This is a genomic window from Flavihumibacter sp. ZG627, from assembly GCF_000814325.1.
Lineage (GTDB): Bacteria > Bacteroidota > Bacteroidia > Chitinophagales > Chitinophagaceae > Flavihumibacter.
Window position 1 is genome coordinate 363,202 of sequence record NZ_JPHF01000001.1, and the last position, 26,390, is coordinate 389,591.

At 42.6% G+C, this 26,390-nt stretch carries 33 protein-coding genes; 28 read left to right on the forward strand and 5 right to left on the reverse strand.

What is annotated here, in order from left to right; genetic code table 11:
• The 8 genes from gmd (at position 1) to HY58_RS01605 (ending at position 6,746) form a co-directional block, all read left to right on the forward strand.
• Positions 1-1,116, forward strand: a complete 1,116-nt coding sequence (gmd, locus tag HY58_RS01575) for a GDP-mannose 4,6-dehydratase (RefSeq protein ID WP_039126710.1) — start codon at positions 1-3, stop codon at positions 1,114-1,116.
• Positions 1,117-1,121: 5 nt separating this feature from the next.
• Positions 1,122-1,877, forward strand: a complete 756-nt coding sequence (locus HY58_RS01580; protein WP_039126713.1) for a hypothetical protein — start codon at positions 1,122-1,124, stop codon at positions 1,875-1,877.
• Between the two features lie 8 nt (positions 1,878-1,885).
• Positions 1,886-2,818 (forward strand): GDP-L-fucose synthase, encoded by a 933-nt coding sequence (locus HY58_RS01585; RefSeq protein ID WP_039126715.1) that lies wholly within the window; start codon positions 1,886-1,888, stop codon positions 2,816-2,818.
• An 8-nt stretch (positions 2,819-2,826) separates the two neighbouring features.
• On the forward strand, positions 2,827-3,570 hold the full coding sequence (locus HY58_RS01590) for a tyrosine-protein phosphatase (RefSeq protein ID WP_039126717.1): 744 nt from the start codon (positions 2,827-2,829) through the stop codon (positions 3,568-3,570).
• An 84-nt stretch (positions 3,571-3,654) separates the two neighbouring features.
• Positions 3,655-4,377 carry a cytochrome c gene (locus HY58_RS01595; RefSeq protein WP_216593755.1) on the forward strand — a complete coding sequence of 241 codons (723 nt, stop codon included), beginning with the start codon at positions 3,655-3,657 and terminating at the stop codon, positions 4,375-4,377.
• Complete coding sequence (locus tag HY58_RS19730) at positions 4,260-4,607, forward strand: cytochrome c (protein WP_216593764.1); 348 nt, start codon at positions 4,260-4,262, stop codon at positions 4,605-4,607. The genes HY58_RS01595 and HY58_RS19730 overlap by 118 nt, the downstream gene beginning before the upstream one ends.
• 44 nt (positions 4,608-4,651) lie before the next feature.
• Positions 4,652-5,683 carry an acyltransferase gene (locus HY58_RS18650; RefSeq protein ID WP_052323748.1) on the forward strand — a complete coding sequence of 344 codons (1,032 nt, stop codon included), beginning with the start codon at positions 4,652-4,654 and terminating at the stop codon, positions 5,681-5,683.
• Positions 5,684-5,744: 61 nt separating this feature from the next.
• Positions 5,745-6,746 carry a PAS domain-containing protein gene (locus HY58_RS01605; RefSeq protein ID WP_039126719.1) on the forward strand — a complete coding sequence of 334 codons (1,002 nt, stop codon included), beginning with the start codon at positions 5,745-5,747 and terminating at the stop codon, positions 6,744-6,746.
• 8 nt (positions 6,747-6,754) lie between these two features.
• On the opposite strand, the gene HY58_RS01610 is transcribed toward HY58_RS01605, so the two are convergent.
• Positions 6,755-7,627, reverse strand: a complete 873-nt coding sequence (locus HY58_RS01610; protein ID WP_082022023.1) for a PD40 domain-containing protein — start codon at positions 7,625-7,627, stop codon at positions 6,755-6,757.
• A gap of 113 nt (positions 7,628-7,740) precedes the next feature.
• Here HY58_RS01610 and HY58_RS01615 point away from each other — a divergent pair, with 113 nt between their 5' ends.
• Positions 7,741-9,888, forward strand: a complete 2,148-nt coding sequence (locus HY58_RS01615; RefSeq protein WP_039126722.1) for a cation:proton antiporter — start codon at positions 7,741-7,743, stop codon at positions 9,886-9,888.
• Positions 9,889-9,893: 5 nt separating this feature from the next.
• Here the strand turns inward: HY58_RS01615 and HY58_RS01620 are convergent, their stop codons facing one another.
• Positions 9,894-10,070: a hypothetical protein gene (locus HY58_RS01620; RefSeq protein WP_156123531.1), complete on the reverse strand. Its 177-nt coding sequence runs from the start codon at positions 10,068-10,070 to the stop codon at positions 9,894-9,896.
• Positions 10,071-10,475: 405 nt separating this feature from the next.
• On the opposite strand from HY58_RS01620, the gene HY58_RS01625 reads away from it, so the two are divergent.
• The 10 genes from HY58_RS01625 (at position 10,476) to HY58_RS01675 (ending at position 17,056) form a co-directional block, all read left to right on the forward strand.
• A complete protein-coding gene (locus tag HY58_RS01625; protein ID WP_039126730.1) occupies positions 10,476-11,414 on the forward strand; it encodes an AraC family transcriptional regulator in 939 nt (312 codons plus the stop codon).
• Complete coding sequence (locus tag HY58_RS01630; RefSeq protein ID WP_039126732.1) at positions 11,395-12,147, forward strand: FecR domain-containing protein; 753 nt, start codon at positions 11,395-11,397, stop codon at positions 12,145-12,147. The genes HY58_RS01625 and HY58_RS01630 overlap by 20 nt, the downstream gene beginning before the upstream one ends.
• Positions 12,148-12,384: 237 nt before the next feature.
• A complete protein-coding gene (locus HY58_RS01635) occupies positions 12,385-12,705 on the forward strand; it encodes a LytTR family DNA-binding domain-containing protein (protein WP_052323750.1) in 321 nt (106 codons plus the stop codon).
• 295 nt (positions 12,706-13,000) lie between these two features.
• Entirely contained in the window at positions 13,001-13,567 is a 567-nt protein-coding gene (locus HY58_RS18655; RefSeq protein ID WP_052323751.1) for a hypothetical protein, read from the forward strand.
• Positions 13,568-13,569: 2 nt separating this feature from the next.
• Positions 13,570-13,986, forward strand: coding sequence for a DUF5675 family protein (locus HY58_RS01645; protein WP_039126735.1), 417 nt, complete (start codon positions 13,570-13,572; stop codon positions 13,984-13,986).
• Between the two features lie 12 nt (positions 13,987-13,998).
• Positions 13,999-14,226 (forward strand): hypothetical protein, encoded by a 228-nt coding sequence (locus HY58_RS01650; protein WP_039126738.1) that lies wholly within the window; start codon positions 13,999-14,001, stop codon positions 14,224-14,226.
• A gap of 77 nt (positions 14,227-14,303) precedes the next feature.
• Complete coding sequence (locus HY58_RS01655) at positions 14,304-14,870, forward strand: hypothetical protein (RefSeq protein WP_039126741.1); 567 nt, start codon at positions 14,304-14,306, stop codon at positions 14,868-14,870.
• 33 nt (positions 14,871-14,903) lie between these two features.
• Positions 14,904-15,494 carry a hypothetical protein gene (locus tag HY58_RS18660; protein WP_052323753.1) on the forward strand — a complete coding sequence of 197 codons (591 nt, stop codon included), beginning with the start codon at positions 14,904-14,906 and terminating at the stop codon, positions 15,492-15,494.
• 674 nt (positions 15,495-16,168) lie between these two features.
• Positions 16,169-16,600 (forward strand): antitoxin Xre/MbcA/ParS toxin-binding domain-containing protein, encoded by a 432-nt coding sequence (locus tag HY58_RS01670; protein ID WP_039126748.1) that lies wholly within the window; start codon positions 16,169-16,171, stop codon positions 16,598-16,600.
• A 3-nt stretch (positions 16,601-16,603) separates the two neighbouring features.
• Complete coding sequence (locus HY58_RS01675; protein ID WP_039126750.1) at positions 16,604-17,056, forward strand: RES family NAD+ phosphorylase; 453 nt, start codon at positions 16,604-16,606, stop codon at positions 17,054-17,056.
• A 42-nt stretch (positions 17,057-17,098) separates the two neighbouring features.
• Here the strand turns inward: HY58_RS01675 and HY58_RS01680 are convergent, their stop codons facing one another.
• Genes HY58_RS01680 through HY58_RS01690 form a run of 3 tightly spaced genes read right to left on the reverse strand, consistent with a single transcriptional unit; the run spans position 17,099 to position 18,308 of the window.
• Positions 17,099-17,623 carry a hypothetical protein gene (locus HY58_RS01680; RefSeq protein ID WP_039126753.1) on the reverse strand — a complete coding sequence of 175 codons (525 nt, stop codon included), beginning with the start codon at positions 17,621-17,623 and terminating at the stop codon, positions 17,099-17,101.
• On the reverse strand, positions 17,620-18,084 hold the full coding sequence (locus HY58_RS01685; RefSeq protein ID WP_039126757.1) for a hypothetical protein: 465 nt from the start codon (positions 18,082-18,084) through the stop codon (positions 17,620-17,622). The genes HY58_RS01680 and HY58_RS01685 overlap by 4 nt, the downstream gene beginning before the upstream one ends.
• A gap of 44 nt (positions 18,085-18,128) precedes the next feature.
• Positions 18,129-18,308 carry a hypothetical protein gene (locus tag HY58_RS01690; RefSeq protein WP_039126760.1) on the reverse strand — a complete coding sequence of 60 codons (180 nt, stop codon included), beginning with the start codon at positions 18,306-18,308 and terminating at the stop codon, positions 18,129-18,131.
• Between HY58_RS01690 and HY58_RS01695 the strand changes: the two genes are divergently transcribed.
• The 9 genes from HY58_RS01695 (at position 18,307) to HY58_RS01735 (ending at position 26,389) form a co-directional block, all read left to right on the forward strand.
• On the forward strand, positions 18,307-19,551 hold the full coding sequence (locus HY58_RS01695; protein ID WP_039126763.1) for a glycoside hydrolase family 76 protein: 1,245 nt from the start codon (positions 18,307-18,309) through the stop codon (positions 19,549-19,551). The two genes, HY58_RS01690 and HY58_RS01695, sit on opposite strands and share 2 nt — an antisense overlap.
• Positions 19,552-19,615: 64 nt before the next feature.
• A complete protein-coding gene (locus HY58_RS01700; protein ID WP_039126765.1) occupies positions 19,616-20,014 on the forward strand; it encodes a helix-turn-helix transcriptional regulator in 399 nt (132 codons plus the stop codon).
• Positions 20,015-20,333: 319 nt separating this feature from the next.
• Entirely contained in the window at positions 20,334-20,714 is a 381-nt protein-coding gene (locus HY58_RS01705) for a VanZ family protein (protein ID WP_039126767.1), read from the forward strand.
• A 145-nt stretch (positions 20,715-20,859) separates the two neighbouring features.
• Positions 20,860-21,741, forward strand: a complete 882-nt coding sequence (locus HY58_RS01710) for a MerR family transcriptional regulator (RefSeq protein WP_039126770.1) — start codon at positions 20,860-20,862, stop codon at positions 21,739-21,741.
• 86 nt (positions 21,742-21,827) lie between these two features.
• Complete coding sequence (locus HY58_RS01715) at positions 21,828-22,328, forward strand: RNA polymerase sigma factor (RefSeq protein ID WP_039126773.1); 501 nt, start codon at positions 21,828-21,830, stop codon at positions 22,326-22,328.
• A gap of 93 nt (positions 22,329-22,421) precedes the next feature.
• A complete protein-coding gene (locus HY58_RS01720; protein WP_052323754.1) occupies positions 22,422-23,321 on the forward strand; it encodes a glycosyltransferase in 900 nt (299 codons plus the stop codon).
• Positions 23,314-24,174: an ABC transporter permease gene (locus tag HY58_RS01725; RefSeq protein WP_052323755.1), complete on the forward strand. Its 861-nt coding sequence runs from the start codon at positions 23,314-23,316 to the stop codon at positions 24,172-24,174. Before HY58_RS01720 ends, HY58_RS01725 begins: the two co-directional genes overlap by 8 nt.
• Positions 24,175-24,183: 9 nt before the next feature.
• Positions 24,184-25,473 carry a polysaccharide ABC transporter ATP-binding protein gene (locus tag HY58_RS18665; protein ID WP_052323756.1) on the forward strand — a complete coding sequence of 430 codons (1,290 nt, stop codon included), beginning with the start codon at positions 24,184-24,186 and terminating at the stop codon, positions 25,471-25,473.
• A complete protein-coding gene (locus tag HY58_RS01735) occupies positions 25,463-26,389 on the forward strand; it encodes a hypothetical protein (protein ID WP_039126775.1) in 927 nt (308 codons plus the stop codon). The genes HY58_RS18665 and HY58_RS01735 overlap by 11 nt, the downstream gene beginning before the upstream one ends.
• Position 26,390 lies beyond the last annotated feature (1 nt).

Consider the following 26,390-nt stretch of genomic DNA (forward strand, 5'->3'; position numbering starts at 1 on the left):
ATGTCCAAAGTTGCTTTAGTTACAGGTATTACGGGCCAGGATGGCGCCTACCTGACCGAGTTGTTACTTGAAAAAGGTTATTTCGTTCATGGGATCAAGCGTAGAGCATCCCTCTTTAATACAGACAGGATCGATCACCTTTACCAGGATCCACATGATAAAGATGTTCGGCTGAAATTACATTATGGTGATCTGACCGACAGCACCAACCTCATTCGCATCATCCAGGAAACTCAACCGGATGAGATCTACAACCTGGCGGCAATGAGCCATGTGCATGTGAGCTTCGAAGAACCTGAATACACTGCCAATGCCGATGGTATTGGTACGCTTAGAATCCTGGAAGCAGTACGTTTATTAGGGTTAACAGAAAAGACAAAAGTTTACCAGGCTTCAACCTCTGAATTATATGGTCTGGTGCAGGCTGTACCACAATCTGAAACCACTCCATTCTATCCGCGCTCGCCTTATGCTGTTGCTAAAATGTATGCTTACTGGATAACCGTAAACTATAGGGAAGCCTACGGCATGTTCGCAGTAAATGGAATACTCTTCAACCACGAATCACCTCTCCGTGGTGAAACATTTGTGACCCGTAAGATCACGCGTGGTGTGGCCAAAATGGCACTCGGACTACAGGATAAAATTTACCTTGGAAATTTGGACGCACAGCGCGACTGGGGTCATGCCAAAGATTATGTTGAAGCCATGTGGCTTATCCTCCAGCAGGAAAAACCAGAAGATTATGTAATTGCTACAGGGGTTACAACACCCGTAAGAGAATTCGTGAGGATGGCATTTGCAGAAGTGGGTATTGAACTTGCCTTCCGTGGTAAGGATGCCAACGAGGTGGCTTTAGTAGTTTCTTGCAGTAATCCTGAATATCAATTGGAAATTGGGAAAGAAGTAGTTGCTGTTGATCCCCGCTATTATCGTCCAACTGAAGTGGAGTTATTGATTGGTGATCCAACCAAGGCCAATACGCAATTGGGCTGGAAACCTAAATACGATCTCCCTGCCCTTGTAAAAGAAATGGTAGCTGCTGATGTGGAAAGTTTCAAAAAGGAAAAACTCCTGAAAGAAAGCGGCTATTATGTGAAAAACCAATTTGAATAATAGCCGTGAATAAAAGGATAATTACAAGAGGCGTTTTATATTTTGCTCAGGGTAAGCGCTTCATTGATGAAGCAATTTTTTCTGCCCGTACATTCAGACGGCATCATAAAAATGTTCCTATTGTATTAATTACTCCGGATAATATCAGGAAGCCTTCGCAGTTTGATGATATCATCATCATTCCTGACCTGGGAAATCCTTTTAAAACAAAAGTTAGTTCCTTAACTCGTTCGCCTTTTGATCATACATTATTTCTGGATTCAGATACTATAATCAAAGAGTCGGTTTATGAACTCTTTGATTTCTTACTGAACTATGATCTCGTGATTGCTAACAGGGTATTATGTGAATGGAACGAAGCCTATACCAGGTTCATAGATTATGTTGATCCTGATTGTTATAATACTGGTGTATTTGCTTTCTCAAAATCTCCAATCATGACAGCATTTATCAATGAGTGGATTAAGAGGGTATTGGAGGAGGATTCATCTCGTATGCGCTCGGGTTATTTTTGCGACCAGCATCATTTTAATGAATTATTATTTAAGGATCAGTTTGGAAAAAAAATCGGACTCAAACTGGTGGAAGTGCCGAATAAAAAGTATAATGCACGACCTCACCTGCTTCCGCAATTGAAAATTGACAAAGAGTTTGATGAAATCAAAATTCTTCATCATCATTTCGAAACCAACCCAATAAAAAGACTTAGAGGCTTTGCGGGCAGAATTAAGGCAAGAGTATTAGGAAAAAATAGCTATTAACATATTATATGTTTGACGTTTCTTCAAAAATTTATATAGCGGGTCATAGAGGTATGGTGGGCTCTGCAATTCACCGGAGATTGAAAGAAGCTGGATTTTCCAACTTCATCTTGCGTACTTCTGCAGAATTAGACCTCCGTAACCAGCAAGCAGTAGCAGATTTTTTTGAACAGGAAAAACCCGAGTATGTATTTCTGGCCGCAGCTAAAGTGGGAGGAATCATGGCTAATAACATATATCGAGGTGAGTTCCTTTATGACAACCTGATGATCCAGAATAATGTTATCCATTCTGCCTACACTTCAGGAGTAAAAAAACTCATGTTCCTGGGTTCCTCCTGTATCTATCCGAAACTGGCTCCGCAACCCCTTAAAGAAGAATACCTTCTTACTGGTGAGTTGGAACCTACCAATGAGCCTTATGCTATTGCAAAAATTGCGGGGATCAAACTTTGTGACGCATACCGCTCTCAATATGGTTGTGATTTCATTTCCGTTATGCCTACCAATTTATACGGCCCTAACGATAATTACGATCTAAAGAATTCTCATGTACTGCCTGCACTTATCAGGAAATTTCATGAGGCAAAAATCAATAATCAACCCACAGTAACAATGTGGGGAACTGGTACACCTAAACGCGAATTCCTCCACGCTGATGATCTTGCTGATGCATGCTATTTTCTTATGGAAAATTATAACGAGCCGGGACTTTTGAATATTGGAGTTGGTGAGGATATTTCCATTAAGGAACTGGCTTTATTGGTTCAGAAAGTTGTTGGCTATCAAGGAACAATTGAACATGATCTTTCCAAACCAGATGGTACTCCAAGAAAGTTGATGAATGTCGAAAAATTACACACGCTTGGTTGGAAGCATAGAATAGGGTTAGAAGAAGGCATTAAAGCTGTGTATGCTGATTTTAAAAAACAACACGCCTGACCGGCACCATGTTCTCCCTGTTTAAAAAAAAGCTTCCCCTCATCCCTGACCTCTCTGTCATTGGTATCGACATGCATTCTCATCTGCTCCCCGGCATTGATGACGGATCTCCTGATACGGAAACATCCTTGCATCTGATCAATGGACTGACAGAGCTCGGCTTCAGCAGTTTTATTACCACTCCCCACATCTTATGGGATCTTTACCGGAATGATGATAATACTATTGGCGATGCGCATTCAAGATTAAATGTTGCCGCCTCTTTGGTGAATGTTTCATTTACCCTGCATGCTGCCGCCGAATATATGATCGATGATCATTTCACTAATCTTCTTAAAGAGAAAGCACCACTCAGGACGCTTAATAATAATTACGTTCTGGTAGAGTTTTCTTTTGTCGCCCTTCCATTCGATTGGAAAACAGTTTTCTTTGATCTTCTTATCCAGGGCTACCAACCTGTTCTTGCTCATCCCGAACGTTATAACTACCTGGCTGCCCAACCCGAAATTTTTCAGCAAATATCTGACATGGGCGTTCTGTTGCAGGTTAACCTAAATTCCCTCACTGGCTACTACGGCAAGCCAGCACTTCAACTGGCGCAGTATCTCACAAAACATAAACTGGTCTCCTTCCTCGGAACTGATCTCCACCACCAACGCCATCTCGATGCCCTTAGGCAATCATCCCACCTGGTGGAAAGTATCAAACCAATTCTCGATAGTGGTAAACTCCTTAATTCAAGCTTGATATAATATCCTCTTCTTATTCTCTTTTCTTATCTGAAATAAATTTGTAATATTATGGATTAACCCTTCCTAAACCATCAAGCTCTGATTATGAGAAAGATTCTCATCTATGGCGGCGCAACAATAGTATTGATATTGCTGGCCGCTTTCCTGTTTATACAAGTGAAAGGCATCCCATCTTACCCGGTTGAAAAACCTGCCATTTCACTCAATACTGATTCCGCCTCCCTTCTCAGAGGGAAAAAACTTGCATCCATGTTATGTGCAAGCTGCCACCTCAACCCCGAAACCCGGCAATTAACCGGCAGACCGATGGTTGATGCGCCTAAAGAATTTGGTGAAATTCATGCGCCTAACATTACCCAGCACAAAACTTATGGCATAGGCGACTGGACAGAAGGGGAGATCCTCTTCCTGCTTAGAACCGGTATCAAAAGAGATGGTAAATATGCACCGCCTTATATGGCTAAACTGCCCCTGATGGCTGACCAGGATATCAATGCCATAATCGCCTTTCTTAAATCTAACGATCGCATGGTTGCACCGGCTGATATTCCTGACCAGCCAGCAAAGCCTTCATTCCTTACAAAAGCTCTCACCAATACTATCTTCAAGCCATTCCCGATGCCAACCGCGCCAATCCCAATGCCGGATACATCCAACGCCATTGAACTGGGAGGCTATCTCGCAAAAACCTGGAATGTTTTTCCTGCCATTCAGCCGATTTTAAAACAAACGATTTCCTTGTTCCGGAACTCAGTGAAGGCTATTTTGGTGGGGGTAATAAACCGCTTAACGAAGAGGGAAAAGTAATGCCAACACCAAACCTTACTCCTGATAAGGCAACCGGTATCGGTAACTGGTCGGAAGAAAAATTTGTAAAAGCACTTAAATCGGGAATCAAAGATGGCGAAGCCGCATTGCGATATCCCATGAAACCTTACCCAGAACTAACGGATAAGGAAGCAGCAGCTATCTACAAATACCTGATGTCAATTCCATCCATCTCTAATAAAGTAGAAAGAAACCTCACACCACAATGATGTTAATCAGTTAACGGTTAACTTTCCAACTGAATACTGGTTATATGGTCGAAAACTTATCCTATGTTAAAAGTCTAAATACAATCCGTGCTTTTGCTGTAGCATTTGTTATGTTCCAGCATTGGCTCCCTCTTTCTCATCATCTTCGAAAACTCCAACTAGGATCATTGGGTGTAGATATTTTTTTTACACTGAGTGGCTTTCTCATTACAGGAATTCTACTTTCAAAATTGACTGGTAACAATGATATTTTTAGTCGGGTTTCATTGTTGAATTATAGAAATTTTATTGCACGGAGGATATTAAGGATAGTGCCCGCCTATGCACTTGCCTTATTCCTGACCTGGTTATTGATGAAATATTTACCATCCTTTGAACAATCTGCCTGGAAATGGTTGATCAGCTTTACCACCAACTGGCATGTTATTCAACTGGACTACTGGCCCAGTACAATTGCGCATTTTTGGTCACTTGCAGTAGAAGAGCAATACTACCTTATTTGGCCCATGTTATTGTTTTTCTTCAAAGGAAGAAGCTTTCCCTTACTTGCTTTAATATTGACCGCATTGGCTGTATTTGTAAGATATCAGGCTAGACATCATAACATATTTGATGCATCAACTTTTGCATGCCTGGATTCATTTGCTATGGGAGGATTATTTGCCTGGTATCGCCATCAGAATTCAAGAAATGAATTAACTCCAATAAACTATCTACCCTGGTTGGCATTGGTATTATTTCTATTGGTGTCATTTGGCAATTATCTGTCTATTGACTTTTTTATAAATCAACGCAGATTGCTTGGTTCTTTCGTTGGCATATTATTGATCGTCTTCCTTGTATCCCGAAATGATTATAATAGAAGCAGTAGTTTTTTCTGGGAGAATCCTTTTCTGCTGGAAACAGGTAAAATAAGCTATGGCATATATTTATTTCACCTGCTTGTTCCCGATATACCGGGCTTACATTGGGCGGCAGGTGCGCTGATAAAAGCCGTCATTGTTTTTGGCTTTTCATGGCTTTCCTGGAATTATTTCGAAAAGCCAATCCTTGCCTATAAAAAATATTTTCCCTGATCATAGCTACTGTATTTTTTGTCTGCGTTTACCTATCACCGAATATTTATTATTTTAGGGTATGCATCAATCCATCCTCAAACCTATAATCAATATCAACCCTGATACCTGTAACACCTATCATGATGCGCAGGGGCGCGTAGTGTACATCTCCAGTAACCTGGAAGATCTGTTGGGTTTGCAGTTGACAGGTTGGAGCGGCCAACAAATATTGGATCGTATTTACCCGATCGATAAACGGCACCTTATAACCTGGTGGATCCGAAACCTGCGGGGCGACATCTCGGCCGAGCCCAGCATAATTTTCCGATTCCGTGGCGATGATGGAACCTACATTTGGCTGGAAACTAATATCGAGGTGCTGGACCCAAATTTTAATGGTCAGCCCCAGGCTTTTCTTACCACCATCATGGTACTCGATCAGTATATTAGTTATTACCTTCAAACGGTATTTCATGCTCAATTGGCAAAAACAGAGATGCAGACAAGGTTAGATGCCATTTATGAACATGCAAATCACTTGGCCGGTGAAATCCCCCACCAGGGCCTCATTAAACTGCAGCACCAGTTGGATGACCTTAAAGCGTTATACAATGATCAATTGCGGGTAAGCAGTACCGTTGAAGATGCCGATCCTGATTTGGAAGAAATTAATGTGGTACTGGAATTCGGAAAAATAGTTTCCGCCCTCGATATCCTCTATCCCGATTCAATAGATCCGGCTATCAGTTATAAGGGAGTTGCCGGTTACGCGATGGGTGACCCCGTGAAACTGGAAATAGTCTTAGATAAATTGTACAGTACAATAATTGAAGCTTCCAATGGTATTGCTAAACCTGAATTCACACTCTGTTTCTTCCGGCAACAGGTAGCGCTTGCTATTATGGTACCCGGCATCATGAAACCTCCAGCATTTTTAGACGAGCTCCTTGTTGCTAATGGTATGATAAAGCAATATATCCGTGCAATGGAAGGCGATGTTTTTACTTTTGTAATGCCTCATATAGGTTACCAGGTAATCATCGTTTTGGAATTGGTGCCGCCAACCATCTATATTTTATAAACCGCACGCTATTTCCTGTACTTCTCAACATCAAAATCCACGGAGTATAATTGCTCTGTAAACCGTTTTCCATTGCGCGTTTGCCGACTGAAGTACAATCTCTTTTCCTTTTGATGCACGAAGGGACAAAATTCTGCTACCGCTGAATTGATCGGCATACCCAGGTTTAAAGGCTTGCCCCAGCTTCCATCTTTGCGAAAACTGATATAGAGATCTATCTCCCCATATCCACTTGAATCGGTAGAGAAATAGATCAGATAATCTTCCTCCGGCGATATGTAAGGATTGGATTCCCGCCCGCTCGTATTTATCGGCACACCCAGGTTCTGCGGTAGCTGGTATTCGCCATCCTTCCATGCTGATACATAAATATCAGAACTCCCCACACCATCCTCATTCGATTTCATAAAATAGATATTTCCATTCCCAGCCATCGAAGCATAAGATTCGGAACTATCTGTATTGATGGTATTTCCCAAATGATAAGGGTCCGTCCAGCCATTGCCGTTTCTCTTCACCGCCCAGATATCAAATCCCTTCCGCTCAGGCCTGCCCGCCACTGGCCGGTTGCTTTGAAACAGAACTGTTTTACCATCCGGACTAAACATGGGATCTATATCCTTCCACTCTGCATTGCGGGTAGAAAAACTTGCCACAACAGGCTTGGTCCACCTGCCCCGAAATTTCTCCGATTGCATGATCTGCAAAGTATCGCGCCCGCCGCCGGAATAAACCCAGAGTGCGATCCTGGAATCTGGCGAAATCGTCAGGCCAAATTCACCACCCGTTGAAATGATTCCCGGCTCAAATTGTTCAGGAGTATTTTGTGCCTGCGCATGCATAGCGCAGCCGAACAGAATTGCTATCAATAGTATTCGCATATATATAAGGTTTAACTAATGAAGATTATAATTTTTATTTGATCTGCCTGTTAAATAAATGAGAACTTCATTGCCCCCCCCTCCTTAATAGAATAGTTTTAAATTGTGCTCCTATGAACGAGAATTTTCTTAAGGAACTATTGGAAGAATTTCACCGGCCACTCACAAACCCGGTGCTGATATTTTCACTGATCCTGCTCATCATTTTGCTCTCGCCTATACTGCTCCGTAAGATCAATATCCCGGGTATAATCGGACTTATTATTTCCGGCGTGGTGATTGGTCCACATGGCTTTAATATCCTCGCAAAGAACTCCGCCGTTGACCTTTTCTCCACCATCGGCCTGCTTTATATCATGTTCATCGCCGGACTTGAACTCGACCTTAATGAATTCCAGAAACACAAGAATAAAAGTTTTGTATTTGGTGCCTTAACCTTTTTTATCCCACTCACACTTGGCTACCCCGTTTGTTATTATGTGCTTGGTTATGGTCCCGAAGCCAGCTTCCTCACCGCCAGCATGTTTGCTACCCATACCCTGGTGGCCTATCCCATAGTAACGCGTTTTGGTATCGCCAAGCATAGCGCCGTAGCCATCACGGTAGGAGGCACCATCCTCACCGATACCGCTGTGCTGATAATCCTGGCCATCATCATGGGCTCCAGCAAAGGCAACCTGAACCAGGAATTCTGGATTCGCCTGGGAACCTCCCTCGCTATTTTTTCCGCCATCATGTTTCTGCTGGTTCCCCGTATCGCCAAATGGTTTTTCCGTAAACTGGAAAGCGAAAAAACCTCCCACTATATCTTTGTACTCTCGGTGGTTTTCTTCGCAGCCTTTCTCGCAGAAGTGGCGGGTGTGGAAGCAATTATCGGGGCTTTCGTGGCCGGACTCGCACTCAACAAACTGATCCCCCATTCCTCCGCATTGATGAACCGTATAGAATTCATCGGGAATGCTATTTTTATTCCCTTCTTCCTGATCAGCGTCGGAATGCTGGTTGATGTAAGTGTGATATTCAGCGGTTATACAGCACTGGTAGTAGCTGGCGTGCTTACCATTACTGCCCTGCTGGGAAAATGGCTGGCAGCTTTCGCCACACAAAAGATCTTCCGTTATAAGCGGCAGGAACGGCAATTGATATTTGGACTGAGCTCAGCCCATGCAGCAGCTACACTGGCAATCATCCTCGTTGGTTTCCGTGAAGGCATACTGGATGAAAATATCCTGAATGGTACCATCATCCTGATACTCATCACCTGCCTCGTGGCCTCTTTTGCTACGGAAAATGCTACCCGGCAGATTGTCATGGATTCGGAAACCAACCTGGTTAATGCACAGGAATCCCCCCTTAATGAAGAACATATCCTGCTGCCGGTGGAAGATTTTAAGAGAGTGGAACAAATGCTGGAACTGGCAATATTGCTGAAGGATAAAAAATCGCCTAATCCCATCACCCTCTTATCGGTAGTGCCGAATAATGAAGAGGCAGAACAGAACCTGCAGGTGGCGAGGAAAAAACTCGAAAAAACATACCAGATAGCTTCTGCTACCGAAACCAATATAAATATCATTGCCTCTATCGATCATAATATCAATAGTGGTATTATCCGGACATCCAAGGAGATCATGGCAAGCCTGATATTGCTTGATTGGCCGGTGAAGAAAAACCTGGTAGATATATTTTTTGGGGAAAGAACAGACCAGCTCTTATCGCATATCGATAAGAACGTTTTTATTACCCGCACTAATAACCTGCTTGCAGCACATAAGCGTATACTGCTATTCCTTCCACCAATGGTTGAATTAGAGAAGGGATTCTCTTCCTGTCTCGACCTGCTGCTGAGGCTCTCTAAAGAACTGACCGTGCCCGTTATATGCTATTGCAATACTAAAACCCAGGCCTCTGTAAACAACTATATAATTTCGGTGAAATCAGGACTAATATCGTTCACGAATTTTGACGAATGGGATGATTTCCTGGTGCTTTCACGCAGTATCCGGCAAGAAGATATCATGGTCATCTTTACCGGCAGGAGAGGGTCTGTATCCTTCCAGCCGGCCATTGATAATATCTACCAGAAGCTGGAAAAATATTTCGAACAGAATTCCCGCCTGCTGGTCTATCCAAGTCAGTACGATTCGGGTAATAAGTTCGAGGAATACGATGACATCAATGCCGAACCGCTAAGCAAGGGCATTGAAACCATCCAGAAGATCGGTAAAGAGATCGGCAGTATTTTCAAGGGAAAGGACTAAAAATCCTATGGCTGAAAAATACAGTTCGGACCTGAAAAATAGTTGGCAATAGAGATCTTTTTGCGGAATTCCTGCTTTTCAGTTTCCTTGCCTTTGTTTTTTACAGCACCCGCAACATACATTCTCCTGCTATTGGGAGTTAGCAGACTGCGGTAAGGCATTTGCTGATTATTAGTTTTCATCATTTTTCTTTTGTGTGTGTGTGTTAGGCTGCAGGCATAAAAATAGCCTGCAAGGCTGCAGGCAATCGTAGAACACAAAATTACGCTATTTCACCCTCTTTGCTCCAAATAAGCTGTTAATGTTGGAACGCTAATTCGGCTAAACCCCTGCCTGATCACGCTACTCCAGCTTGAAAAATACCGTGTTTTTCTCCCTTTTATTAATTAACAATATCAAAATCGGCAATAAAACTTGCATAATCGGGTATTTCCTGATCCGGAATTTGCTTTTTTCAATCTCCGTATTTAAGTTTACCTGATCATTACCGTTAGTGATTTATCCAATTGGATTTTCCAGTTTTCCACTCCGTCCCCTCCCTCTTAGTCCTGCCCCATGAACAATTTATCACCCTTAAATTGTTTATCGTGTTATTCAAACTTTATCGCAAATCCAGGGAACCAATAACATTCGATCAAATTAATCCCAGACATTTAAAAGATTTGTTTATCAGGGGTTGTAATTACTTTTTAGGTGACGCTTTCCATGGTAAAATAGCAGTTCAGAATATACATTCAAAAGTATCGGGAATCTGCTATCGGAAATTTGCCTACTACCGTCCGGCAGATGTTAGCGTGGAGGAAATCCCCGATTGTATTCGTATAGAATATCTTTTTCGTGGTGCTGCGCAAATTAAGAAACCTGATGCTGAGCCCCAACAGTTAAAAGTTGGAAATTATATCTTAACTAATCAACGTGAGTATGTTTTCCAGGCATGCGAAAAGGAGGGTGCAGAAATTTTGGTTTTCTATCTGCAACTGCTTCATGAAATGATACCTGACGCCGAGTCGCTTGCCACCAACAATATTTATTATAGCACGTCGTCAATGTCTGCGTTGGTTCACGAATTATTCATTCATAATTACCTGGGTAACCACATGTACGTATTCTATAATACTACTTTGCAAAATCTATTGATGGCACATATAGATGCACTACTGAAGGATACAAAAGTAAGTCGTTATTATCACGAGATAATGAAACTTGAACATATAATTCGTTTTAATCTTGAGAAGCGTTATACCATCGAAGAATTAGCCAAAATGGTGGGAGTTAACACCACTACCATACAGAAGGAGTTCAGTGATTTTGAGGATATGACAATTAAGGATTTCCTGTCAAAGCATCGCATTGAACTCACAAAAAAATATTTGTCACATACAACTAAGAAGCTTGATGATATAGCCCCGCTCTGTGGTTATTGTAGTGCATCTCACCTTGTCAATGATTTTAAAAAAATAGTTGCGGCCAAGCCTAATGTCTGGCGCAAACAAAACTTTGGAACTTATGGCACAAATAATCTTTGAAACAATTTCCAGGTACCTGGCCCCTGCGGCCCGGGCAAGATACCTGATGACTTGCTTTTTTCGTAATACACTTTCTATTGCTGAAATGGAAGAGCTCGATGATTGGATCCTTGCCAATGATCGCAATATGGAAATGTTTGAAAGTTGGATCGATAAGAGTATCGCTGACCCCAGCCTCGCATTCCTGGAAGAGAAAACAAATAAATGGTTTGCCCGCGGCACTTTCGAATACAACCTTGCCGCCTTTTTCATCTTCTGCCTCTCTGCATGGCTTATTCACCTCGCGGTACAATGGGAACAACAGAACAATCCTATCATTATGGCAGGCGAAGGCAATGCAGCAAAGGATTTCAGGATGTTCACCAAAACAGCACCGGCCGATAGTAACCTTTCTGTAATACTCCCGGATAGCTCAACAATTCAACTCTCACCAAATGCTTCTGTCAACTATCCGATGAAATTCCGTAGTACCAGAATTGTTACCCTCAAAGGCGATGCATTGTTTGATGTAAGCGGTTCTCATAAAGCGCGTTTATACATCAACGTTAAAGAGTATAATGTACGCATTCCTTCAGGAACTGCACGCATCAACGCGGCCATGGCAGGCGATTCTATACGACTCGATGCATTAAATGCCGATATCAGCTTTGAAGCAGGTAAAGATTCCTGGCAACTTAGTCCAGGCCAGTCTGCTCTCTTCGCCAATGGTAAATGGACACCATTGAATTTCTAACCAAACTCCCCGAAATATCAAAATTGATAATGCTAATTGCAGAATCGGACCTAAAAAATCCGATCTGCAAAAGGCAAGGGGGCAAGCTCTGTCCATTTTTTCACTATCCTGAAATGTTGTTCACCATCCGTTTTATGTTGTTCACATACATATTTATGTCGTTCACCACATAAATTTTGAAACAACTTCTTCCATTCTTATAGTTGATTAATTCTTTAACCCCATCAATAACCAACCATGCAACTTCATGAACTGTACATCAGAAACAACAACCGCCGTTACAGGGTGGCCCTGGAAGACATACTCCTGGTAGAGTCGTCCAACAATTACTGTCGCATTCATACAACAGCCAAAAAATCCCATCTGGTCAGAAGACCATTGGAAGATCTGGCCGACAAATTACCAGCCGAGGCTTTCATCAGGATCCACAAGAGCTATATCATTGGCAGAAGCCATATTCAATTCTTTGAAGGCTATAATGTACAGGTCAATGATAAGCGCCTTCCCATCGGCAGGGCTTATTACAATGAGTTGATGAAAAGTATGGTGGTGTTCTAAAGAAGCCGGCCGCTCCGGCCCTCTCCTGCGGGGTGACGCACAGCGAACCGGGAAGTGCGTCCCCGGTTCGTTCCCTCCGCAGGAATTAAAGGCCTGGGTTGCTGAATCATCAAACTGAAATTGATCTGCTTTAGTTCTTAAAATCCCGATCCTGAATCATTGCAAAATCGCTTTAAAAATCAGAGCAGCGATGGAGCAAGGATAGAGCAAGGATGGAGCAAGGATAGAGCAAGGGTTAATTTCTTAAAAAAACGGTATCAAAATTTATCCAAACCTTTTTTAAAAACTAAGTAAAATGGCACGTAATAAAACCAATATGTTTATGAATGGCTTCGGCGGCGCAATCGGCAAACAAATGCTCGTGCGTACAAGAGGTGGTAGAACCTATCTCGGAAAGATGCCGGCAAGTAATCCACTGTTAAAAGCCAGCGAGCAACAGGCAGTCACCCGTTTGAAATTCAGGGATTGTGTACTCTTTGCAAAAGGAGTTAAAGATAATCCCGAACTCAAAGCGCGCTATGCTGCAGCAGCCAAGCCTTACCAGACTTTTGCCAACGTTGCTTTTGCCGATGCATTTAAAGCGCCGGTGATCGAAAATATCAGAGCAGAGGCTTATAGTGGTTCAGTGGGGGAGAGGATTATGGTTAAAGTGACGGATAATTTTTCTGTTGCAAATGTTACCATCTCTATTTATGATCCGCAGGGTAACCTGCTGAAACAGGGACTGGCCATTCAGGAACAGAATCTGATCGACTGGACTTATACCACCTCACAGTTGAACCCTGCAACGGTTGGTTCATTGATTCGGGTAAGCGCCTCCGATATTCCCGGTAACCAGGTCACACTTGATCAACAGCTTTAACCATGGAACTGCATTTACAACGCAGGTACTATGAGTCGGGCACCAACGGAATACTTAGCCATAACGGCAAAGCCCTTTGTTATACGATCGAACTCCCCTGGCGGAATAATATCCGCATGGAGTCATGTATTCCTGAAGGGAAATTCAAACTGGTTTTCCGCTATAGTAAACGACACAAACTGCACCTGATGTTGCAATCCGTTCCGGGTAGAACGCTGATCCTGATCCATAAGGCCAACGATGCGGCCAAAGAGTTGAAGGGCTGTATAGCCCCGGTAAGTACACTCGAAGCACCCGGCAAAGGAACCGCATCGGCTAAGGCCTTTAAAAAGTTGATGGGCCTCGTTTTTAAACTCAGTACCCTTGAAAAACCGATCTGGCTGCTGGTCGACAAGCTGCCGGATTATTATTCACTTTAAAATTCAATCTGTATGAAACAATCCGAAATCGATAAACTCAGCCTGGTAGAACGCGCTACCGCACCAACTCCGGGCTTATTTCTAAAACTGCGCAACATCGCATTGGCCCTGGCGGCAGTTAGCGGTGCCCTGCTCGCCTCACCCGTAGCCTTACCCGCTATCATTACTACGATAGCCGGTTATCTCGGAGTGGCAGCAACAGTAGCTTCTGCCGTGAGCCAGATTGCGGTGAAGGGATAACCATCCATTCCTTTCAAACCCCGGCCGCGCCGGCCGGGGTTCTTTAAAAATTTAATCACCAATAAAAACTATTTAAAATGGCAATTTGTAACAATCCAATTATGAGCGGCATGAGGGGCCGTGTTGGTAACCTGGTCTTTAAAAGACGTGGAAATAAAACCATTGTTTGCGCTGCACCAAAAACCAAAAGTAAAAACCGCAAGCCCACCATTCAGGAATCTATTCGGCAGGATGCATTTTACAAGGCAGCAAAGTACGCAGGCTGGGCAATGCAGAATCCAGACCTTAAAGAATTATACGCGACTAAAGCGAGAAAAGGAAGGACTGCTGGTAATGTAGCTTTCCGCGACGCTTATTTGCCGCCTGAAATAAATGAAATAAATGCTTCTGGCTATTTGGGGAAGGCAGGTGATATGATCAGAATTGAAGCGATTGATGATTTTAAAGTGATCAGCGTTAAAGTTTCGATTCACCTGGCTAATGGTCAATTGTTAGAAGAGGGAAATGCAGTTGAAGATATCAGTTTCTGTTATTGGATCTACTTTATCAGCATTCCAAACAATTCACTCCGTGGTACAACTATTCAGGTAAGTGCAGAAGACCTTGCAGGAAATATAACTATCAGATCCGAACAGATTTTGTAACCAGTTCTTAAACCAATTTTAAATTCTCACGCTATGACAAAAAATGATATCCTCCTCCAGATGTATATGGATGGAAAACTTCCCAATGCTGTTCTCCGCCAACATCGAAACAAATTACTCGTAACACGTAAACCCAATTTCACCAATTACCAGGCAACAGATAAACAATTGAACAATCGGGAAAAATTCCGCTTAGCTGCAAACTTTGCTAAAACGGTTGAATCCGATCCATCACTTAAACAGGCATACCAGTTATTCACAAAGGAAGACCAGACAATTTACACAGTGGCCATCAAAGACTATATGCAGGCGCCGCGTATTCACGGCTGGGATATCTCCGGCTACCATCGACGTAAAGGTGACAGCATCTTCATCAGGGCCAGCGACAATGTTTGCGTTACCCGGGTCATGTGCCGCGTTATCAATGTCTTCGGTTTCCTCTTAGAAGAAAATGATGCCCACTACCATCCCGATATCGATAGATGGGAATACAAGCTGCACAAAAACCACAACCTTTCGGCAGCCGCGAGCTTTCATTTCAAAGCCTGGGATCTCGCAGGAAACTCCACCATCCAGAAAGTCCGTATTCACAGTTCCATTGCCCGCATTAAGAACAGTACTTAGGCAGCTTCGCAATGTCAAAAAGAAGCGCATCTGCGATGCAGGGATGCGCTTTATTTTACACCTGTTTATAGCTGTTTATCTAATCTAACTGCCCTAATTCTGATACAAAAAAAGTAGAAAAATGCCCTAATTCTGTGACAAATATTTTAAAATATTGATGAGATACAGGAAGTTCCGGATGCACTTCAGTAAGAGAAAAGTCTACTTCCATAGCAGAGGTCGATTACATATTCCTTTATAAGGAGAAACTCATTCCGGTTGAAGTAAAATCAGGAGCTACCGGAACTATGCGTTCCTTAGCTTTATTTATGGACCAGGCTCCGCACAATATTGCCGTTCGATTATATGCCGGTGAAATATTGCATTCAACCATCACAACCCCCTCCGGCAAAATTGTCCAATTGTTGAATCTCCCTTATTATCTGGTATCACAGATTGAAAATTACCTTCAATGGTTTGAAGAACAAATCGAAAACAATAAAAGACCCACTTTCGATTTGTAAAAAATTCCCGCACCTCCAAAACCACTTCCATCTCTCCATCTCTCCATCTCTCCATTCCGCCTCCTCATTTTTCTCCATGCAGGGATGTGTTTTATTTCGCCCAGGCGAAATTGCCGCAATGAATAGGAAATATTGCCTTTTTAGTGTAAATTAGAAGTATAAATTAAATCCATGGTAAAAGCAAGTGAGTTGGAATATGGGGTAATGAAGCATGTACCTGCACAATTGAACGATAGTGAGATTTTGTATTTACTGCACAAAAAGGATATTAACTGGAAATATTTAAATGCCCTCAGAGAACTTACACATCTCAATGATGATATCATTGCCGGATGGCTGAACCTCAGCGTTCGTACCTTCAGAGATTATCGTAAACCCGATGCTGTGTATAAAGAAAATATCAAAGAACATGTACTGCTATTATTAACTGTAATCAAACATGGCATTAGTGTTTTTGGATCGAAAGATGAATTTGATAAGTGGCTTTATACAAAAAATTTCTTCCTCGACAATGAGACTCCCGGATCATTCCTGAATACAATCACGGGAATAAAATTTATAGATGATCGACTTACGGCAATTGAATTTGGTGATAATGTGTAAGCAATGGAAGTTTTCAGAATCGCTAAGGAAATTTATTCCAGTTCATTAATAGCCTCCGGAAATGCTAACAGGTGGAATTTTAAAGGGCAATCAGTTATTTATACTTCCTCTTCACGATCGCTTTCTACCCTTGAATTAATTGTTCATAAAGGGGCTGTCAGGCCTGATGATTCATTCAGGGTAATGGTAATACATATCCCGGATGATGATCAATTTATCAGGCTTATTCCGGCCAATATTCTTCCGGATAACTGGAGGTCTCTGGGTGCATATTCTCAATTACAAAAAATTGGATCCGATTGGATTAAACGCCAGGATACGCTTATTTTAAAAGTGCCTTCAGCCGTTGTGCCGCATGAATATAACTATCTAATAAATTTTGAACATCCAAAATTCAGATCAAAAGTTAAGCTGGTAACAACAGAAGATTATTTCTGGGATTCGAGGCTCTTTTGAAATGGCTTCCATCCCTCCATCCCTCCATTTTTCGAAAAGTTGTTAACCCGCAATTTTTTTTCGCACAAACCTGCTTTCTTTTTTCCTTAATTCTTTATCGGTCCTAAGGGTCTGAACTTTCTCTTTCTCAATTAATTTATACCAATGGGTTGCTGGTATATTATTATTTGAATGAATTTCAAGGCGTACTATAATATATTCGGGAGGTGTGCGATGCATATTGATGAACTGGCTTAACAATGATTCATCAATACTTATTTCACTAGCAAAATCTTTTCTTTTAAGTTTAAGGATTTTCACATATTGTTTAAGAAAATATCCAAAATTGAAATCAGGATTGAAAGATTTATCGTCTCTGATATAATCCTCAAGCTGATATTTCAGATGTAAAATTTGCAGCGCCTGCCTGTCAGAGGAACTCATTTCCTGTTGACTTTTTTCTCTTGCTGTTGCAAGTAGTGCTGCTGATTCCTTCTTTTGGGCAACAGTAAGTGATACAGGAAAAACAATAGCTTCCGCAAGTTCCTGTTCACTGTGTTGAATTGAGTTTATTTTTTTGTTTTTCATATATACTCTCTCAATATTTTTAATAGGGAATTTCCTTCGAGGTACAATTGCCGGCCTGCAGACTGCATGTAGTATTTTTTCATATAGTGCTTTGTTAATATAGTCTTGGGAATTAAAGAAATGCATGCATGATCCTGATATTTGGAAACCGCCTGTCGGCAGGCAAATGCAATTAAACATCCAGCTATCCCATCATAACGTTTTTCTTTTCCTATATTTTCCAGAGAACATGCTAGAAGTTTAATTTCTATTCTTTTTTCTTCAGGCAAATCTATCAAACCCATTAGCCCTAGTATATCTTCTTCACCATCAATTTGAAGCGTATAAATAATGGTTGTTTTTTTAAATGTCTTCCACGTAAAAGAGAATCGCTTTTTAGTTATAATTTTAAAGTCATCTTCTGTAACCTCCTTGATAATAATGGCTTTTTGCATCCCACTACGCACATCGGTTATTTCCATTCTTAAAGATACCAAAATCTTTACAAAATATGTAAAGTAAAATTTTATTTACTGAGTAGTTCCCCACTTTCGATTTGTAAAAAATTTCCGCAGCTCCAAAACGACTTCCATCCCACCATCTCTCCATCCCTCCATTCCATCCCTCCACCTCTCCATCCCTCCATCTCATCTCTCCATTTTTCGCCGCTGAACAAAACAATTGCTCTAATTTCCGTGCTGAACATGAGAATCACTTTCCCCTTGCAACAAATAATGGAAATGAAAGCGAGCCTTCCTTTACTTAGGTCAACGATCTCAAAAATTGAATCAGCGATCGCCAAATTATTTTGGAATACGCTGTCATGTTTGCTGCTCCTTCAAATTTTCAGCGCAAATTCCTCAGCGCAATCAACCCCATCCACCTCAAAAACTCCACCATCAAGCTTACAGCCCGCCAACCGTACCCGTGCTTTACTCATGGAAGGCAATATTCGCCAGGTATTTTATGAACCTTCCGTAGCACTCTATCGCGAAACCGATACGCCCTCCGCCAATGAAAAACCCTATTCTTATCTCTGGCCTCTCTGCGCGCTGATCCAGTGCATGCAACTGGCCGACGCAAAGGATGCCGAAAAGCCAGTAGCCGTCAATCCAGATGCCACTACCAGGGTGGACCAGGTCCTCAAGTCGATCCAGCAATATTACGACACCCGACCACCTGCTCCCGGCTATGCTTCCTATGTGATCAGCATGGGTGGAGGCGATCGTTTTTACGACGACAACCAGTGGATCGGCATCGCTCTCATGGATGCCTATGCGAAAAACAAGAACCCTCAGTATCTCAACATGTCAAAAGAGATATATCGTTATATGATGACGGGCTGGGATAGCACCAGCGGCGGCGGTATCTATTGGAAAGAAGGCAATCGCTCCACCAAGAACACCTGTTCCAATGGTCCGGGTATTGTGCTGGCCCTGCAGCTTTATGAAGCCACCGGAAAATCTTCCTATCTCGATACCGCAAAACTCTTATACAGATGGGTGAACCGTTGGCTTCGCAGTCCGAAGGGCGTTTATTGGGATAATATCAAACTGCCTGATGGAAATAAGATCGATACTGCTACCTACTCTTATAACACGGGCATCATGATTCAGGCCAATGCAAAACTCTTCCGCATAACAAGCGATAACGCTTATATAACCGAAGCCCGTCAACTTGCCCGTGCAAGCTTCGAACATTTCTTTAGTTACGATATTTTTCATTCCACTTATTGGTTTAATGCTGTGCTTCTCCGCGGCTACGAAGAACTCTACGCCATCGACAACGATCCTCAATACATGAACGCCATGCAGCGCTACGCCGACCGCGTTTGGCGCCGCGAGCGCAATGTCCGCAACCTCATCGGCCAGCAGGAAGTGCGCAGTCTGCTCGACCAGGCCGGGATGTGGGAGATCTACCTGCGCCTCTCGCGCTATCAGAAGGAGTGATTTCTCTTGTTTTTAATTAACCTATAGCTTAATTTTAATTTATAGGAAATAGGAGGGCTTGAGTATGAAATTTAAAGAAAAATTTGAGGTCTCAAAAGAGTTTGAAGACGTCTTTTCTTTTGATAATAATCATGAAAAATTGGAGCATGAAGCCAAAATGATCATGTTCCGGTTTCTAAGTGAACTGCAGAAATTTTATGGTGACAAACCTATTAAGAAGAAAGAACTGGCGGAGGCCCTTCAAACATCGCCTAGCTTTATCACTCAATTATTTCGTGGCGATAAATTGATCAACCTCCTCACAATTGCTAAAATTCAGGAAGCATTTAATATTCAATTCCAAATCACTGCAATTCCTGCTACTAGTAAAAAAGTTAATAAGACTCCAGTAGTAAAATCAAAGATCCCCAGAAAGCTTCCTTTAAAAAAGAAAATCAAATCCCTCAAAAGCATCACTACTTGATTTAGTCTATGCCTGCCGATTTTTACAAAACGGGTTTAGTGTAAAATCCATCAGAAAATTAAACCAACTGGTATAGTGATTCATATATGGAACATTATGTGGTTTTATTGATTCATATATAGGTCTATAAAAAACCTGCTTTTTTCGAGCATACTACCCCAGCTAGTTGCAATTTGTAAGACCTGCTCCCCATCACACATTCTGGTTGCCCCACCCGCTAGTTGCAATTTGTAAGATCTGCTCCCCATCACACATTGTAGTAGCCCCACCTAAAGAAAACCTTCACAGTTTCTGGCACGCCACTTGTCTATGCAGGCCCATGAAAAACCTTTGGAAGCCCTGGATGGGCTGGTGCGTAGTGATCGCCGCAGTATTCTTTCTTTTCCTCACCCCCGCAGTACCCAAATTCCTGAGCAGGAACCATCTCCTGTTCAACGATGTATTCATGCATACCACTCTATTCAGCGCTTGCTACCTCCTGGCAACCGCCATCTGGAAAAACCCCCTTAGCCAGTTCCTCCTGGTTACCCTGCTCTCAATATTAACCGAATACCTCCAGCAGTTTACCGGCCGATCCTTCGAATGGAGCGATATGGGCGCAAACTTTATCGGCGTGTTCGCAGGTTTCGCTTTTTATCAGTTGTTGCTAACCTTCCCATTCTTCCGATCCGTTGCCTCAAAATTTCAGACAAACTCCTAATGAAACAACTTTCTTAGCCCATCTGGATCAAAAACACAGCCCCAAAACACCCGCAATCCCCCATTTTTTAATCCAAATCCAAACCTTTTCTACAGATTTCTGTTTAATTTCATACTAACGATATTTAAACACAAAATCTGCAACCATGAACGCCTTCACTATTAAGGATCTTGAAAACCTCTCCGGCATCAAGGCCCATACCATCCGCATATGGGAGCAGCGATACAACTTCCTCAAACCCCAGCGGACCGAAACCAATATCCGTTACTACAGCACCGATGAACTGAAATCAATCCTCAACATCGCCCTGCTCAACAAGTACGGCTACAAGATCAGCCATATCGATAAAATGCACCCCGGCGAAATCCGCGACCGTATCCTCACCATCGGAAACGCCCAGGCCCAACAGGAACGCATCGTCAACGAACTGATCCAGCATATGGTGGATATGAATATCGAAGACTTCGAAGCAGTCCTCGATACCTATATCACCGCCCGCGGAGTAGATAAAACCATAACCCAGGTCATCTTCCCCTTCCTCGAAAAGATAGGTATCCTGTGGATGACCAACCATATCAATCCAGCCCAGGAACACCTCGTAACCAATATCATCCGCCAAAAACTGATCGTGGGAATCGAAGGCGCCTTCTCCCACGTACGTATCAACAAAACCGTCCTCCTTTTCATGCCAGAAGGCGAACACCATGAGATCGGCCTCCTCTTTACCTACTACCTGCTCAAAAGCAAAGGTGTAAACGTTCTCTATATGGGCGCCAACCTGCCCCTGAAAGACGTGGAGTTTGTAGCTAACCTCAAGCAACCAGATTTCCTATACACCCATCTTACTTCCGTAGCTGCTAACTTCAATTTTGAGCGTTTCCTGACCAACTACCATAACCGCTGCGGATCACATAAACTGGTGGTATCCGGATTGCTTACACAACAGTACAAAAAGAAAGTACCGGAATCAGTCACCTTTAAACTGTCACTACCTGCGGTAATGGAGTTTATAGCCGCACTTGCATAAATTTTAACATTTATTAGCAAGATAATCGTTGGTTAAACTTAGAATTTTGTTTAAATTTGGACTCTTAACACTTAAACACATTAGCCATGTCAAAAGCTGACTTCAATGAGATGCTGGTGAACAACGCGGAGTTTCTTCGTCCTTTTGCCATTACCCTTACCCGCGATAACGAAGCCGCACAAGACCTGTTCCAGGAAACCATGTACCGCGCCATCGCCAATAAGGAAAAATATAACGTTGGCACCAATATCAAGGCATGGCTCTATACCATCATGCGGAACATATTTATCAATAACTACCGCAGGAAGGCTAAACAGAATACAATATTCGATAATACACCCAACGACTTTCTCCTCGACTACAACCAGGTGGTTGCAGCCAACGCCGCCGAAAGCAATCTTAAAATAAAGGAGATCCACGAAGCCGTTCACAAGCTTCCTGAAATTTTCCGTAACCCATTCCTGCTTTATTTCGATGGTTTCAAATACCACGAAATTGCAGATATGCTCGGCGAACCCCTCGGAACCATCAAATCCAGGATCCACTTCGCCCGCAAACTCTTAAAGGCGCAGATCTCTCGTTATTAATCCACCCCTCCATCCCTCCATAATAATTTGATAACCTCTTAGTAATACCCAGGTATTCCACTACCGATAACTTTGGCCTGATATGTTAGCATTATGCAGGCTATTTCTATAATAATTTGTTCCATAAATCCCGCCGGCCTGTCTGCACTGAGAGATAATATCCATCAAACAGTAGGACTCCCCTATGAACTGATCGCTATTGACAACCGCGGGCAGAACAAAGGTATCTCCCAGGTGTACAATGAGGCGGCAGCAATGAGTCGCTATCCTTTTCTATGCTTCATACACGAGGATGTAAAGTTCGATACCAAAGGTTGGGGTCAACTAGTCATAAACCATCTTAGCAATCATCAGATTGGTATAGTTGGCATCGCAGGCGGCGATGCCAAAAGCCTGGTGCCTGGTTCCTGGTCTATTCCTCTCGTCAGCAACGAGATTAACGTATACCAGCATTTTAAACACAATCCCCAGCCTGCTATGCATTTCCGAACAACAGGCTCCTTACAATTTGAGAAAAAAAGAAGAGTGGTTGCCCTCGATGGAGTCTTCCTCTGCACGAGAAAAGAGGTTTGGAATGAATTTAAATTTGATCAGCAAACTTTCCCCGGTTTTCACGGCTATGATATTGACTACTCTTTACAGGTTGGTCAGAAATATGCGCTCTATGTGATCTTCGATATTACCCTTCATCATTTCTCAGAGGGTAACCCCGACCGTGAGTGGGTAAAAACCGCGATTATCATCAGCAGAAAATGGAAGAAGATCCTACCAATTACAATTGCGGGAGGCAACCCGCGTCAGTTCCGTCTGCATCACTGGCATTCCCTCCAGGTTTTCCTGCAAAAACTTATCCAACTGAATTATAGCTGGCTTACCATCACAAGGCATTTCCTGGCATGGTCATTCACCCGCTATTTTACTGTTCGCAATTTCCTGTCGATGGCAAAATACCTGCTGCTGGCTTCCTTCAACCGAAACAAAAACTATGTCTGATATCACTCATCCCCGGAAATGGAGAGAAACCATTTCTGCCCGGAATAATATATTTCATCTCGACCTCAAAGAGATCTGGAACTACCGCGACCTTCTTTTTATCCTCGTAAGACGTGATATACTCGCTGTGTATAAGCAAACTATCTTTGGTCCGCTTTGGTTCTTTATTCAACCCCTCCTCACCGCACTGGTCTATATGATCGTTTTTTCGCGACTGGGTAAATTCTCAACCGGTAATATCCCACCCACACTTTTTTACCTTAGCGGATTACTCATCTGGTCTTATTTCTCTGAATGTATTATCCGCACTTCCACTTTTTTCAAAGACAATACAGCCATTCTTTCCAAAGTATATTTTCCCCGGATCATCATTCCGGTTTCACTGATCATAACAAATCTTGTCCGCTTTTTTATACAGGGGTTCCTCTTCCTGGCAATTTATTTTTACTACTTCTTCCAGGGTGTGTCACTTGTGCCCAATGCTTATATTCTATTGTTTCCCCTACTGCTCCTGATGGTTATGGCTATTGGTTTCGGGGGTGGATTGATCATCTCTTCACTCACTACCAAATACAAGGATTTATTACACCTGGTTAGTTTCGCCATCCAGTTATTGATGTTTCTTTCTCCGGTGATTTTCCCTCTCCATCAATTGGGCGACAGCATATATGCTAACCTTATTAAACTGAATCCTCTTACAGGAATCATTGAAGCTTTCAGGTATGGATGCTGGGGCTCTGGTTATTTCAGTTGGGCCTTATTGGGGTATGATGCGGCTTGCATTATGGTGATTTTATTCATCGGTATAGTGGTCTTTAATTCAGTGGAGAAAAATTTTGTTGATAGCATCTAAAGAGAAATTATGAGTAGGGAAATGATCATGGTTGAAAATTTGTCCAAACTGTATAAACTGGGTGAGATCAATACGGGTTCGCTTAGCCATGATCTCCAAAGGGTATTGGTACGCCTCTCCGGAAAAGAAGATCCCTACAGGAAACTGGCAGAAGTGAATGATCGCAAAGCCATGCCCGCCAACGGCTATGTATGGTCTTTAAAGGATGTCGGTTTTAGTGTTAATGAAGGGGAAGTATTCGGAATTATTGGAAAGAATGGAGCAGGTAAATCAACCTTGCTAAAACTGATGTCAAAAATTACGAAACCTACTACTGGTACCATTAATGTGGATGGAAGGGTGGCTTCTTTACTGGAAGTAGGCACCGGCTTTCATCCTGATCTTAGCGGCAGGGAGAATATATTTCTCAATGGAGCCATCCTGGGAATGCGGAAACAGGAAATTAAGCTGCGCTTTGATGAGATAGTTGAATTCTCCGGGATTGAAAAATACCTCGACACCCCTGTTAAACGGTATAGCTCAGGAATGTTTGTACGCCTTGCATTTGCCGTGGCTGCACACCTGGAACCTGAGATTCTGATCATTGATGAAGTACTTGCCGTGGGTGATGCAGAGTTCCAGAAAAAATGCATCGCTAAAATGGGTGATATCGCCCGGCAGGACGGCCGTACAATTTTGTTTGTCAGCCATAATGTTTCAGCAGTAAAACAATTATGTAATAAGGCAATGCTGCTCGAAAACGGAATGGTGAAAGCTTTGGGTGATGTTAATGAAGTGCTGGAAACCTACCAGGGTAATAACCAGGATACTGAGTCGGGAATCAGGTCTTCTATTCCTGAGAATTTGCCAGGGCATTTCACCCGCTGGTGGTTATCCGGACAATCCGCTAAGGGTGAGCATACATGTTATACCCGCGAACATTTCAGGCTGAATATCAGCTTCCAGTGCTTTGAAAAAATAAGGAATGCTGAAATGCAATTTATGTTACGATATGATGATGACCAGGTTTTGCTGCATTCTAGTAGTTCAGACTTTGCCGGACAAATTTTTGACCTTGAACCCGGCACCCATACGCTCTCTTTTGAGTTGGCGCTTCCCATCAGAAGGGGACATTATGAACTTGAAACCGGTCTGTGGGCAAATAACCGGTGGATTGACAGGTGGATATCTTCTACCAAACTGGTTGTACTTGATACCTATGAAGGTCATTCAAGAGATCACTCAAATGGCATACTGAATATCAGGACAGCCTTCGTCAAAAAAGCCTTCCAACCTAACGCGATTTTATATGAATACTAAAAAGCCTGCCGTTCTCTTCATCGTTTTTAACCGGCTCGATACTGCAGCCCGGGTATTTGAGTGCATCAGGAAATTTGCGCCCGACAGGCTCTATATAGCAGCCGATGGCCCCCGACCCGAAGTAAAAGGTGAAAGAGATGATTGCAACGCAGTTCGTAAACTTGCTGACAGTATAGACTGGCCCTGCAGGCTTGAAAAAAGATTTCTTGACCAAAACCTCGGTTGCAAATTGGCTGTTAGCTCCGCCATCTCCTGGTTCTTTGAAAATGAACCCGAAGGTATCATCCTTGAAGATGACTGTTTACCCCACGATAGCTTTTTCCCTTTTTGTGCACAGCTCCTCGAGAAATTTCGGGACGACCATCGGGTTATGCATATTGGCGGATCTAATTTGCAGATGGGAATCAACAGGGGAAATGCTTCTTATTATTTCTCGTCCATGGCCAATGTTTGGGGTTGGGCTGGCTGGAGAAGGGTCTGGAATAATTACGATATCCGGATGGAAAAATTAGCTGAGGTGGAAAAGGAAGATATGATGCTGTCTGTTTTTCCGGATGAACACACTGCTAATTGGGTTATGAATGCTGCCCGCGCTACCCGTGATGGTGTGCTGCAAACCTGGGATTATCAATATGGTTTTTCCATAATTATAAATAATGGCCTCTGCATTATTCCCAACCATAACCTGGTAACCAATATTGGCTTTGGTAACAATAGTACCAATACCGGCAATGCGAAAGACGTGCATGCAAATATCCCTCTTCAGGCCATATATAATATTACACACCCTGAAATATTCATTCCAAACCGCAAGGCAGATCTCTACCAGCTTTCACACTCAATTCCCAAATCTTCTTCCCCGGTTATTCAGCTACCACTCCATAAAAAACTGGTGAAAAAGATCTTTAATGTTTAAT